A 12,329-nucleotide genomic window follows, 5' to 3' on the forward strand; every position below is an offset into this window, starting at 1 on the left:
CGGCCATCCGATGTCGAGCGTTCGCGGATAATCAGACCCGACTTTTGCAGCCGGTCCAACCGGTGCGTCAGCCCTCCGGAGGAAATCATCAGCGATGTATAGAGTTCCGTCGGCGTCAGTCTATACGGCATTCCTGATCGCCTTAGCGTCGATATGACATCGAACTCCCCGCGATCCAGTCCGAACGACGCAAAGGTTGCCTCGATCGATGGACGCACGAGATTGGACAACCGGTAGGCACGACCGAGAATGGCCATGGGCTCTGTGTCGAGGTCCGGCAACTCCTTGCGCCATTGTCCGCGCAGGCGGTCCACATGATCTTCGTCAGTCCTGTGCGTCACGCCTCAATCCTTCGCATCAAAAAACTATCTTGACGAGAAGATAGTTTTGGGTAATATCTTCCCGTCAAGATATATGACTTCACGTTCAATTAAACAGACTGCACAACGGAGGCCAGCATGTTCCATGTCATTCCCCGTGCCGAACAAAACCAGCGACCGAACAGAACTATCCTGTTCGAGGGCGCTCAGTACGATACTCCGATTTCAATTTTTCTGATCGACAACGAACCCGGCCAGGGGCCGGCGCTGCACACGCATCCCTATAGTGAGACCTGGGTCGTCCGATCCGGCCATGCACAGTTTACTGTCGGGGTTGAAACGCTGGATGCGACGGTGGGTGATATCATCGTGGTCAATCCGGAAACGCCGCATCGCTTCGTCAATACCGGCCCGGGCCGGCTCGAACTCACCTGCATTCATGCGTCGGAACGGGTCATACAGACGTTCATCTAACACGCTATTCCGCCGCACTCCGGCTGCCAGCATCGTCATAGACGGCATCGGCGGCCCCCGGCGCGGTCTCCACCTGCAGGTCCGGGAATGCAACGATACGCTTGCCGGAAAGGTCGCTGTGGACGACGATCAGGCCCTGCTCCTCGAAATAGCCGAGCAGGCGGCGGGCGCGGCGGGCGGAATGGGTGCCATAGGCACGCGCGATCATCGCATCCGAAGGACATGGCAGATTGCGCACGGCCGATTGGGCCACCAGCAAGAACACGCCCTGCAGGTCATCCGTGACGTTGCGCGAAAGGTTGAGCGCCGAGGCCCAGATTTCGCTTGCGGCGGTCTCCGCATCGACACCGGAGCGGGCAACGGCCATCTTGCGGCGGAAGGCGCTGAGCGAGAGTGGCGCACCAGGCACGCGGCGGATACGGCAGCGGACCAAAAAATCCTGGAACAGTTCGGCATCGGCGCGGAATGCGGCTTCCGGATTTTCGAGGATTTCGGCCAGCAATCCGTCCAGCAGCGCCTCGCGCTCCTGCACCGGCATTTCCGGCACCGGCGCCTTCGGTTCCCCGAGGCCGATCGGCTCGGGCCGGGGCCGCGACAGTTCGGCCAGAATATCGGTGGCGGGGCGCGGCTGGGCGCTGGGGCGGCGGACGATCGGGCGGATCAGTTCGTCCGGGTCCGGCGTGAAGATCAGGTCCTCGACATCGGCGACGGCTTCCGGCAGCGGCGTCAGCTTCGGGCTGGTCGATCGGGCCGACGTCTCGACATTGCCGATGGTCACCGGCAGCGGCCGGCGCGATAGAGCCGGGCCGAGCGCCACGAAGGAGCCGCGCTTCAGGTCACGGAACATTTCGGCCGTGCGGCGGTCCATTCCGAGCAGGTCTGCGGCGCGGGCCATGTCGATATCGAGAAAGGTGCGGCCCATCAGGAAGTTGGACGCTTCGGCGGCGACGTTCTTGGCAAGCTTGGCCAGCCGCTGGGTGGCGATGACGCCGGCCAGTCCGCGTTTACGGCCGCGGCACATCAGGTTGGTCATGGCGCCAAGCGAAATCTTGCGCGCTTCCTCCGACACATCACCGGCAACTGAAGGCGCAAACATCTGTGCTTCATCGACAACGACGAGAACGGGATACCAGTAGTCTCGATCGGCATCGAACATGGCGTTCAAGAAGATGCCGGCGCAGCGCATCTGCTGTTCGACATCCAGACCTTCGAGCGACAGGACGCAGGAGACGCGGTGCTGGCGGATACGGGTGGCGATGCCGATCAGTTCGGCTTCGGTGCGCTCGCCTTCGATGACCACATGGCCGAACTTGTCGGCCAGCGTGACGAAATCGCCTTCCGGATCGATGATGCATTGCTGCACCCAGGGGGCGGACTGTTCCAGCAGGCGGCGCAGGAGATGCGACTTGCCGGAACCGGAATTGCCCTGCACCAGAAGCCGCGTCGCCAGAAGTTCCTCGATATCGAGCGGAACGGATGCGCCGTCGGACGCCGTCCCCATGTCGATGCCGACTTTCATATCCACCTCGTTTAAAATGCCATGCCGGATGCGCCGCCACGAACCCGCAAGCGACAAGCCTTAGCATCGTTTCCGCTGTTTTGCGCCTCTCCACGATGGAAACCCACAGCTAAGAAGGATTTCGTTTACCGTATCGTCAGCCCGAAACCCTGCATCAGGCGGCGGGTGGTGAAATCCGGATTGCCGGATGTGAAGATGGCGGGATCGATGCCGATCAGCGGCTCGAAACCCTCCGGCAGCGGCACGAGGCTGCGCGCTCGTCGTGCGATCGCCTCGGCCGGGTCCAGCCAATCGACGGGCCAAGGGGCGAGACGGCGGAAGACATTGGCCATGAAGGGATAATGCGTGCAGGCGAGCACGACGATGTCGGTCTTCCTGCCATCCTTCTCGACAAAACACTGTTCGATCTCGGAAATGACAGCCGCATCATCGATCGGCTCGCCGCGAATATAGGCTTCCGCCATACGGGCGAGATTTTCCGAACCGACGAGCCGCACATGACATTGCGAGGCGAAGGACTGGATGAGATCGCGGGTATAGGCGCGCTTGACTGTGCCGGGCGTTGCCAGAACCGAGACGAGACCGGAAAGCGTCCGCTCCGCCGCCGGCTTGATGGCCGGAACCGTGCCGACGAAACGCATCTGCGGGAACGCCGCGCGCAGATCGGCGCCGACCAGCGTGAAGGCGGTATTGCAGGCGATGATGCAGATTTCCGGGTCGTGCGTGGCGAGCAATCGGCCGAACAGGGCGATGACATGCTCCCGCAGGGCCTCTTCCCCCCAGCCGCCATAGGGAAAGCCGGCATCGTCGGCGACATAGATGAAATGCCGTTCCGGCATCAGCACGCGGGCTTCGCGCAGCACGGTCAGGCCACCGATACCGCTGTCGAAGACGAGGATGGGTTTCAGCTCAGATATCGTCACCAGGGTCTTCGATCTTCTGCTCATCGGAGCGATGGCGGGAATCAGCGGGGGCACCGGCACCGCGCGGCTGTTCGCGGGTAAACCTGTCGAGGCAGGATATCACGCCGCGGACCAACCGAATTTCCGACGCGGTAAACGCCGGTCGTGTCAGCACGGCCCGCAAATTGTCGACCAATTTCGGCTTTTTGGCGACTGGCCGGAAGTAGCCCCTCGCCTCCAGCGCCTCCTCGGCATGATCGAACAGACCGTGCAGTTCATCCTTGGTCGCCGGCTGCTGCGGCAGGGCCTGGAACGACGTTTGCGCGGGTGATTCCATGGATGTCTTCAGCCATTCGTAAGACATGAGCAGCACGGCCTGAGCAAGATTGAGCGAGGCAAACGCAGGATTGACCGGGAAGGTGACGATCTCGTCGGCCAGAGCCACTTCTTCATTGGTGAGCCCGGTGCGCTCGCGCCCGAACAGGATGCCGGTCGCCTCCCCTATATTGAATCGATTGCGTAGCGTCTCGGCAGCGATCAGCGGCGAGCGCACCGGCTTGTATCCGTAGCGATCGCGCGCGGTCGTCGCATAGACGAAATTGAGATCGGCAATCGCCTCCGGCAGCGTCTCATAGACCTTGGCGGCGTCGATGACATGGTCGGCGCGGCTTGCGGCGGAACGCGCCTTCTCGCTTGGCCAGCCGTCACGAGGGCTGACCAGCCGCAACTCCGACAGGCCGAAATTGGCCATGGCGCGCGCCACCATGCCGATGTTCTCGCCAAGCTGCGGATGAACCAGAATGATTGCCGGTCCTTCCGTCAGAAGCACGCGTTCGCTGTTGGTCCCTGCCATTGCCTTGCCTTCCCGGATGTCTGGGCGCCTCACTGGCACAAAGCAGCGAGAAAATCAAAAAGATCATCGGCAGGGCTCAATCAAGGTTTCGCCGGCTACTGCCCGCCTGCTCCCTGGCTTGCGATCGCCTGCAACTCCGCCTTGAGGGATCCAGCGTCACCGGTGCGGACGATGTCGTCGATCACCTCTCGACCCGCCTCCTCGACGATCATGAAATGCAGCTCGCTGGGTTTCCAGTCAGCCGCCCGCTCGCCGAAACAATGGGTATTGTCGAAAGTCACCTTCACATTGCTCTTGCCGTCCGTTTCAGGACCGGCGACGACGGAGAGGTCCTTGATCGAGCAACTGTCCTGCCCGCTGACGATGACATCGTAATCAAAGGGCGAATCGCCCTCGTCATAGGCCGGGAATTTCGCCGCCTCCTGATAATTTTTGACGAAATCGGCGCTGTAGATGCGGCCAAGGCGGGCGGGCGAGAAGTAATCCTCGCCCTGCTGCGGCTCTTCCGCCCAGCCCTTGACCGCTTCCTGCATGATCTCGTTGACGGGTGCGGCCGGATCGGCCGCACAGGCGGGCGCAGCGATGGCCGCTACAACGAGGAACGGAAAGAACACCTTCATCGAAATCTCCAGAAAACCGATTCGGTCGCAGACAATCCTCCGGTTTGACACGCGGGTCAAATGCCGGCTTTGGCATGTGCTTTCACGTCGGCCTTCAGGGCAAACTTCCTCGAAAGTTTCAGGAACGCGCGCTTTGCCTCGCGCATGCACAATGCTATAGCGCAACAGGTTTCACGTTCACGAAGCGGGGCATCGCACCCCTCCCAAACTACGAGGCATTTTTCAATGACAAAGATCAAGGTCGCCAATCCGGTCGTCGAACTCGACGGCGATGAAATGACCCGCATCATCTGGCAGTTCATCAAGGATAAGCTGATCCATCCCTATCTGGATATCGATCTGGAATATTACGACCTCGGCATGGAAAATCGCGATGCCACCGACGATAAGGTAACGATCGATGCGGCAAACGCCATCAAGAAGCACGGCGTCGGCGTCAAGTGCGCGACCATCACCCCGGACGAGCAGCGCGTCGAGGAATTCAAGCTGAAGAAGATGTGGAAGTCGCCGAACGGCACGATCCGCAACATTTTGGGCGGCGTCATCTTCCGCGAGCCGATCATCTGCAAGAACGTCCCGCGCCTGGTTCCCGGCTGGACCAAGCCGATCATCGTCGGCCGTCACGCCTTCGGCGACCAGTACCGCGCCACCGACTTCAAGTTCCCCGGCAAGGGCAAGCTGTTCATGAAGTTCGTCGGCGAGGATGGCAAGGAAATCGAGCACGAAGTCTATGACGCGCCGGCAGCCGGCGTTGCCATGGGCATGTACAACCTCGACGAGTCGATCACCGATTTCGCCCGTGCATCGCTGAATTACGGCCTGCAGCGCGGCGTTCCGGTCTATCTGTCCACCAAGAACACCATCCTCAAGGTCTATGACGGCCGCTTCAAGGATATCTTCCAGAAGGTGTTCGACGAAGAATTCGCCGATAAGTTCAAGGAAGCCAAGATCTGGTACGAACACCGCCTGATCGACGACATGGTCGCCTCGGCGCTGAAATGGTCCGGCGGTTACGTCTGGGCCTGCAAGAACTATGACGGCGACGTCCAGTCCGACATCGTTGCCCAGGGCTTTGGCTCGCTCGGCCTGATGACCTCGGTCCTGATGACCCCGGATGGCCAGACCGTGGAAGCCGAAGCCGCGCACGGCACCGTCACCCGTCACTATCGCCAGCACCAGAAGGCCGAGGAAACCTCGACCAACTCGATCGCCTCGATCTTCGCCTGGACCCGTGGCCTTGCCCATCGCGCTAAGCTCGACAACAATGCCGAACTGACGAAGTTTGCGGATACGCTGGAAAAAGTCTGCGTCGATACCGTCGAATCCGGCTTCATGACCAAGGATCTGGCGCTCCTCATCGGTCCCGACCAGCCCTGGCTCTCGACCACCGGCTTCCTCGACAAGATCGACGAAAACCTGCGCAAGGCGATGGCTGCCTAAGCGCAGCCAGAGAGATGTAACCCGTGAGAAACCCGGTCCTGCCGGGTTTTTCTTTGGCCTGAGATACGGCGCCCCGTCATATCCCCTCCTGATTTCGCTGATCGCCGCCTGCAGCAAACGATGCCAGCATTCTCCGAAATCGACAGGTTTCACTCCGATTTTTTATCGAACGAAATCAATGGCTCCTGACGTGCGTGATAAAAAATGCGATTTTTTTGGAACCTTTTTGGCTCCCCATCGTTCGCGAATTGTACCGTCGCATGCTGCACTGCATGCAAACCCTCCGAACAATCGCGAATGGATACATGAACTCCTCAGAGAAAATATCGCACCTGCCACGCATCGCCCTCATCTCAACCCATGGATATGTTGCTGCCGAACCGCCGCTGGGCGCCGCCGATACAGGCGGACAGGTGGTCTACGTCATCGAACTCGCGCGCAAGCTGGCGCTGCTCGGCCATGAGGTCGATATCTATACCCGCCGTTTCGAGGACCAGCCGGAATTCGACGCGGTCGATGAGCGTGTGCGCGTCATCCGAATTCCCTGCGGTGGTCCGGATTTCATCCCCAAGGAATACCTTTACAAACATCTGATGGAATGGTGCGAAAACGCCGTTCGCTTCATTCGCCGCAACAACTTCACCTATACGTTGATCAACAGCCACTATTGGGATGCCGGTATCGCGGGCCAGCGCGTCTCGGAAGCCCTTGGCGTCACCCATATCCACACGCCGCATTCGCTGGGCCTCTGGAAAAAGAGGCAAATGGAGACCGACTATCCCGACAAGGCCGACACGTTCGAGAAGGAGTTCAACTTTTCCGAACGCATCAAGCATGAACTGATCATCTACCGCTCCTGCAGCATGGTGATTGCCACGACGCCGATCCAGGTGGAGGTGCTGGTCAACGACTACAACCTGCCACGCGACCGGGTGCACATGATCCCGCCCGGCTATGACGACAATCGGTTCTTCCCGGTCTCGCGCGCAACGCGCGAAATGGCGCGCCAGCGTTTCGGTTTCGAGGGCAAGGTGGTGATGGCCATGGGACGGCTTGCCACCAACAAGGGCTACGACCTGTTGATCGATGGATTCTCGGTGCTGGCCGAGCGCGAGCCGGACGCACGGCTCCATCTGGCCGTCGGCGGCGAGACCATGGATGCCCATGACACGGCGCTCTTCCAGGAACTGAAGGAACGCGTCACCTCGCTCGGCCTCGAGGACAAGGTGGTATTCTCCGGCTTCGTCACCGAGGAGGATCTGCCGGACTTCTACCGGGCCGCCGATGTTTTCGTCCTGTCGAGCCGCTACGAGCCCTTCGGCATGACGGCGATCGAGGCGATGGCGAGCGGTACGCCGACGGTCATTACCATCCATGGCGGCCTGTTCCGGGCGGTCAGCTATGGACGGCATGCGCTGTTTGCCGATCCGTTCGACAAATATGATCTCGGCATTACCATGATGAAACCGCTGAAACATGAGCGGCTGGCCGGTCGCCTGTCGCGCATGGGAGCGCACAAGGCACGCAGCCTCTTCACCTGGACCGGAATTGCGCAGCAACTGATCGGCGTCGTCGAAGGACGGCCGATGCCGCAGGCGCTCGACGATGGCGAGTGGGACGAACCATGGACGGATGGAGATTGAGGCCGGTCCGTATCGTCTGTTGCGATATAGACGGGACGCTCGCCGGGAACCGGCCGGCGGAAACACGGTTTCGCGAGGCATGGAATAGCCTGCCGCCGGATCGCCGGCCATTGCTGGTGCTCAACAGCGGCCGGCTGATCGAGGACCAGCGCGCCTTTATCGCGACCACCACCCTGCCGGTGCCGGACATCCATATCGGCGGCGTCGGCACGATGCTGCACAATGAGCGGGAGCCGTCCCACGCCGATCTCTATGCCCAATCGATCGGCGCTGGTTTCGACCGCGAACTGATTGCAGAGGCGCTGCAGGATGTTCCCGACCTTCGAATCCAGCCGGATGAGTATCAACATGCGCAGAAATCCAGCTGGTATCTGCACGATGCCGATACCGTGATCTTGGCGGGTATCGAGCAGCGGCTGGCCGATGCGGGTCTTGCGGCCCGTATCGTCTATTCCAGCAACCGGGATCTCGACATTCTGCCGGAGGGGATCGACAAGGGCGCGGCCCTGTCCTGGCTCTGCCGCCAGCTTGGCCTGACCCATGACGAGGTCGTCGTCGCTGGCGACACCGGTAACGACAGGAGCATGTTCGAGTTGCCGGGCATGCGCGGCATCGTTGTCGGCAATGCCCTGCCCGAGCTCAAATCCATCGCGAATGGCCGATCGGATATCTACGGCTCGAGCGAATGCATGGCCGACGGCGTTCTGGACGGGCTGAAACACTGGGGTGTTTTCGGTTGAACCCCGATTCCGGGCAGAAAACTGCGAATTATTAGCCGGCTATCAGCTGTCAGGCGCTCCCGCGACCGGATAGGTCGATCGGGGGGCCTTCCCCTACTTGAGCGGCAGGTAAATATCCGTCAGCAATTCCGTCGGCGCTGCGTCGCGCGGATTGTTGATATATTCCTCGAACATCACGGTTCGCGTACCGCCCGGCCGGAGGTCGGCAGCCACTCACCGTAGAGCCATTGAGAACCACATCCGGATTTGACAAATCCTGCGGACTTTGCCGCGAACCGCGCATCCCCGGATAAAGAAAAACCGGACCTTTCAGCCCGGTTTCTCGAAACATTCGAAAGGCGCGAGCCGGCTTACGCAGCCAGAGCCGCGCCGACCGCGTCGATCGCTTCCTTGGCTTTGGTGCCGTCCGGACCACCGGCCTGAGCCATGTCGGGACGGCCGCCGCCGCCCTTGCCGCCCAAGGCTGCAGACGCGATGCGGACGAGATCGACGGCGCTGAAGCGGGCAGTCAGATCGTCGGTGACGGCGACAACGGCACTTGCCTTGCCGTCTTCCGACACGCCGACGAACGTGACGACACCCGAACCGAGGCTCTTCTTGCCGTCGTCTGCAAGGCTCTTCAAATCCTTCGGCTCCACGCCGGTCACGACCTTGCCGAGGAACTTGACGCCGCCGATCTCCTGGACCTGGTCGGCGGAACCGCCGGCATCACCACCACCAAGCGCCAGCTTCTTCTTGGCCTCGTTCAGTTCGCGCTCCAGCTTGCGGCGCTCGTCCATCAGGGCTTCGACACGGGAGAGCACATCACCCGGCTGAACCTTCAGCGTGCTGGCAAGCGTCTTCACCCGCTCATCCTGCTCGTTGAGATAGGCAAGCGCCGAGACGCCGGTCAGCGCTTCGAGGCGACGCACGCCAGCGCCGACGGCGCTTTCGCCAACAATGCGCACCAGGCCGATTTCACCGGTGGCGCCAACATGGGTGCCGCCGCACAGTTCGACGGAATAGGGGCGGTTCGCCTTCGAGCCATGAATGCCCTGCCCCATCGACACGACGCGGACTTCGTCGCCATATTTTTCGCCAAACAGCGCCATCGCACCTTCGGCAATAGCGTCATCGACGCTCATCAGGCGCGTCGTCACCGGCGTGTTCTGGACGATGATCTCGTTGGCCATGTCCTCGACGATCTTCAGTTCGTCGGCCGACATCGGCTTTGGATGCGAGACGTCGAAGCGCAGGCGCTCGGGCGCCACAAGCGAACCCTTCTGGGCCACATGCGTGCCGAGGACTTCGCGCAGTGCTTCATGCAGCAGGTGGGTTGCCGAGTGATTGGCGCGCAGGCGCGAGCGTCTGCTGTGATCGACGGTGAGCGCTGCCGCATCGCCGATCTTGACCGTGCCTTCATCGACGACACAGGAATGCACGAACAGGCCCTCGCCGCGCTTCTGCACATCGGTGACCGTCAGTTTTGCATGATCGGTCGAGATCACGCCGGTATCGCCCATCTGTCCGCCGGATTCGCCGTAGAACGGTGTCTGGTTGAGCACGAGCTGGACGGTTTCGCCCGCCGACGCGGTCTCGATCGCCTTGCCGTCGCGCACGATTGCCTGGACGACGCCTTCTGCGGTTTCGGTGTCGTAGCCGAGGAACTCGGTCGCGCCGAGCTTTTCCTTCAGTTCGTACCAGATCGTCTCGGTCGCCTTGTCACCGGACCCGGACCAGGAAGCGCGCGCCTCCGCCTTCTGGCGTTCCATCGCGGCGGAGAAGGCATCCGTATCGACACCGATACCGCGGGCGCGCAGCGCATCCTGGGTCAGGTCGAGCGGGAAGCCGTAGGTGTCGTAGAGCTTGAAGGCGGTTTCGCCATTCAGCTGGTCGCCTTCGGCGAGATCGCTCGTCGCATCCGACAGGAGGCCAAGGCCGCGTTCCAGCGTCTTGCGGAAGCGTGTTTCCTCCAGCTTCAGCGTTTCCGAAATCAGCGCTTCGGCCCGGATCAGCTCCGGATAGGCGCGGCCCATCTGGCCGATCAGCGCCGGCAGCAGCTTCCACATCAGCGGGTCACGTGCACCGAGCAACTGCGCATGGCGCATGGCGCGGCGCATGATGCGGCGAAGCACATAGCCACGGCCTTCGTTCGACGGCAAAACGCCATCGGCAATGAGGAAAGCGGAGGCGCGCAGATGGTCGGCAATGACACGGTGGCTGGCGCGGCGGTCGCCCTCGGCCTTGACGCCGGTCGCTTCTTCCGAAGCCGCAATCAGGGCGCGGAACAGGTCGATGTCATAATTGTCGTGCTTTCCCTGCAGCAGGGCGGCAACGCGTTCCAGGCCCATGCCGGTGTCGATCGACGGGCGCGGGAGATTGACACGCTCTTCCTTCGTCACCTGCTCGTACTGCATGAAAACGAGGTTCCAGATCTCGATGAACCGGTCACCGTCCTCATCCTTCGAGCCGGGAGGACCGCCCCAGATATGATCGCCATGATCGTAGAAGATTTCCGAGCACGGGCCGCAGGGTCCGGTATCGCCCATCGCCCAGAAATTGTCGCTGGTCGGGATACGGATGATGCGGTCGTCGGATAGGCCGGCGATCTTCTTCCACAGGCCAAAGGCTTCGTCGTCGGTGTGATAGACAGTGACCAGCAGGCGTTTGGCATCGATGCCGAAATCCTTGGTGATCAGGTTCCAGGCAAGCTCGATGGCGCGCTCCTTGAAATAATCGCCGAAGGAGAAATTGCCGAGCATTTCGAAGAAGGTGTGGTGGCGCGCGGTATAACCGACATTGTCGAGGTCGTTGTGCTTGCCGCCGGCACGCACGCATTTCTGCGCGGTCGCGGCGGTCGAATAGGGGCGCTGCTCCAAGCCGGTAAAGACGTTCTTGAACTGCACCATGCCGGCATTGGTGAACATCAGGGTCGGGTCGTTGCGCGGCACCAGCGGGCTCGACGATACGACCTCATGACCATTCTTCTTGAAGTAGTCGAGGAACGTCGACCGGATTTCATTCACGCCACTCATATTGCGCCCTTACCTGTGTGCATCGGACCGCCGCAGCCTGCCTGACCGAGCCACGAACCGGAAAATTTTTGAGAACGCAGGTCACCGGAAATAAGCCGATCGCCTGCCATCCATATGGAACAAAGGCTTTTATCGTTCAGGCCAACACCTGTCCAGCGGCCAAAAGAAAACCGGCCGCCCTGGAAGGACGACCGGCAAAGACATGTCGAAAATCAGCGTAACTTATGCCAGAGCGGCATCATCATCGTCGTCGTCGGCTTCCGGCCCGCCGTTATCCAGAAATTTTTCGGCGATCAGCCCGGCATTCTGGCGCAGCGCGAGTTCGATTTCCTTGGCCGTATCCGGGTTATCGCGCAGGAAGGCCTTGGCATTTTCCCGCCCCTGGCCGAGGCGCTGGCTGTTATAGGAGAACCAGGCACCTGACTTTTCAACGATGCCGGCCTTGACGCCGAGATCGACCAGTTCGCCGGTCTTCGATACGCCTTCGCCATACATGATGTCGAATTCGACCTGCTTGAAGGGAGGCGCCATCTTGTTCTTGACAACCTTGACCTTGGTCTGGTTGCCGACCACTTCTTCCCGATCCTTGACGGCGCCGATGCGGCGGATGTCGAGGCGGACGGAGGCATAAAATTTCAGCGCGTTCCCCCCCGTCGTGGTTTCCGGCGAACCGAACATGACGCCGATCTTCATGCGGATCTGGTTGATGAAGATGACCATGCAGCGCGACTTGGAGATCGATCCGGTCAACTTGCGCAGTGCCTGGCTCATAAGACGCGCTTGCAGACCGGGGAGGCTGTCGCC

The 12,329-nt window shown here is 61.0% G+C and carries 10 protein-coding genes and 2 pseudogenes; 4 read left to right on the forward strand and 8 right to left on the reverse strand.

Going from position 1 to position 12,329, the window contains the following annotated elements; translation table 11 throughout:
* Positions 1–341 (reverse strand): MarR family winged helix-turn-helix transcriptional regulator (locus VL202_RS01625; protein WP_325462449.1); only part of this gene is annotated, 341 nt, incomplete at its 3' end.
* Between the two features lie 117 nt (positions 342–458).
* On the opposite strand from VL202_RS01625, the gene VL202_RS01630 reads away from it, so the two are divergent.
* Positions 459–794, forward strand: a complete 336-nt coding sequence (locus VL202_RS01630) for a cupin domain-containing protein (RefSeq protein ID WP_325462450.1) — start codon at positions 459–461, stop codon at positions 792–794.
* A gap of 4 nt (positions 795–798) precedes the next feature.
* Here the strand turns inward: VL202_RS01630 and VL202_RS01635 are convergent, their stop codons facing one another.
* From VL202_RS01635 to VL202_RS01650, 4 genes are all read right to left on the reverse strand, one after another.
* On the reverse strand, positions 799–2,313 hold the full coding sequence (locus VL202_RS01635; RefSeq protein ID WP_325462451.1) for an ATP-binding protein: 1,515 nt from the start codon (positions 2,311–2,313) through the stop codon (positions 799–801).
* Positions 2,314–2,438: 125 nt separating this feature from the next.
* Positions 2,439–3,236 carry a glutamate racemase gene (murI, locus tag VL202_RS01640; RefSeq protein ID WP_325462452.1) on the reverse strand — a complete coding sequence of 266 codons (798 nt, stop codon included), beginning with the start codon at positions 3,234–3,236 and terminating at the stop codon, positions 2,439–2,441.
* A complete protein-coding gene (locus VL202_RS01645) occupies positions 3,223–4,068 on the reverse strand; it encodes an RNA methyltransferase (protein ID WP_325462453.1) in 846 nt (281 codons plus the stop codon). The genes murI and VL202_RS01645 overlap by 14 nt, the downstream gene beginning before the upstream one ends.
* Positions 4,069–4,163: 95 nt before the next feature.
* A complete protein-coding gene (locus VL202_RS01650; RefSeq protein ID WP_325462454.1) occupies positions 4,164–4,688 on the reverse strand; it encodes a hypothetical protein in 525 nt (174 codons plus the stop codon).
* Positions 4,689–4,913: 225 nt separating this feature from the next.
* Between VL202_RS01650 and VL202_RS01655 the strand changes: the two genes are divergently transcribed.
* From VL202_RS01655 to VL202_RS01665, 3 genes are all read left to right on the forward strand, one after another.
* A complete protein-coding gene (locus VL202_RS01655) occupies positions 4,914–6,128 on the forward strand; it encodes an NADP-dependent isocitrate dehydrogenase (protein ID WP_325462455.1) in 1,215 nt (404 codons plus the stop codon).
* A gap of 305 nt (positions 6,129–6,433) precedes the next feature.
* Positions 6,434–7,771: a glycosyltransferase family 1 protein gene (locus VL202_RS01660; RefSeq protein WP_325462456.1), complete on the forward strand. Its 1,338-nt coding sequence runs from the start codon at positions 6,434–6,436 to the stop codon at positions 7,769–7,771.
* Positions 7,753–8,511 carry an HAD-IIB family hydrolase gene (locus VL202_RS01665; protein WP_325462457.1) on the forward strand — a complete coding sequence of 253 codons (759 nt, stop codon included), beginning with the start codon at positions 7,753–7,755 and terminating at the stop codon, positions 8,509–8,511. Before VL202_RS01660 ends, VL202_RS01665 begins: the two co-directional genes overlap by 19 nt.
* Positions 8,512–8,604: 93 nt before the next feature.
* Here the strand turns inward: VL202_RS01665 and VL202_RS01670 are convergent.
* From VL202_RS01670 to VL202_RS01680, 3 genes and pseudogenes are all read right to left on the reverse strand, one after another.
* Positions 8,605–8,741 (reverse strand): annotated as a pseudogene (locus VL202_RS01670) (GyrI-like domain-containing protein); the annotation flags it as partial.
* A 120-nt stretch (positions 8,742–8,861) separates the two neighbouring features.
* Positions 8,862–11,525 carry an alanine--tRNA ligase gene (gene alaS, locus VL202_RS01675; protein WP_325462458.1) on the reverse strand — a complete coding sequence of 888 codons (2,664 nt, stop codon included), beginning with the start codon at positions 11,523–11,525 and terminating at the stop codon, positions 8,862–8,864.
* A 222-nt stretch (positions 11,526–11,747) separates the two neighbouring features.
* Positions 11,748–12,329 (reverse strand): annotated as a pseudogene (locus VL202_RS01680) (DNA recombination/repair protein RecA); the annotation flags it as partial.

Origin of the sequence: Pararhizobium sp. (assembly GCF_035497515.1) — a bacterium.
Lineage (GTDB): Bacteria > Pseudomonadota > Alphaproteobacteria > Rhizobiales > Rhizobiaceae > Pararhizobium.

Coding starts and splice junctions, on each gene's coding strand:
- VL202_RS01660 (WP_325462456.1), top strand. CDS start 6,434: ATGAACTCCTCAGAGAAAATATCGCACCTGCCACGCATCGCCCTCATC.
- VL202_RS01655 (WP_325462455.1), top strand. CDS start 4,914: ATGACAAAGATCAAGGTCGCCAATCCGGTCGTCGAACTCGACGGCGAT.
- VL202_RS01650 (WP_325462454.1), bottom strand. CDS start 4,688: ATGAAGGTGTTCTTTCCGTTCCTCGTTGTAGCGGCCATCGCTGCGCCC.
- alaS (WP_325462458.1), bottom strand. CDS start 11,525: ATGAGTGGCGTGAATGAAATCCGGTCGACGTTCCTCGACTACTTCAAG.
- VL202_RS01665 (WP_325462457.1), top strand. CDS start 7,753: ATGGACGGATGGAGATTGAGGCCGGTCCGTATCGTCTGTTGCGATATA.
- VL202_RS01630 (WP_325462450.1), top strand. CDS start 459: ATGTTCCATGTCATTCCCCGTGCCGAACAAAACCAGCGACCGAACAGA.
- VL202_RS01635 (WP_325462451.1), bottom strand. CDS start 2,313: ATGAAAGTCGGCATCGACATGGGGACGGCGTCCGACGGCGCATCCGTT.
- VL202_RS01645 (WP_325462453.1), bottom strand. CDS start 4,068: ATGGCAGGGACCAACAGCGAACGCGTGCTTCTGACGGAAGGACCGGCA.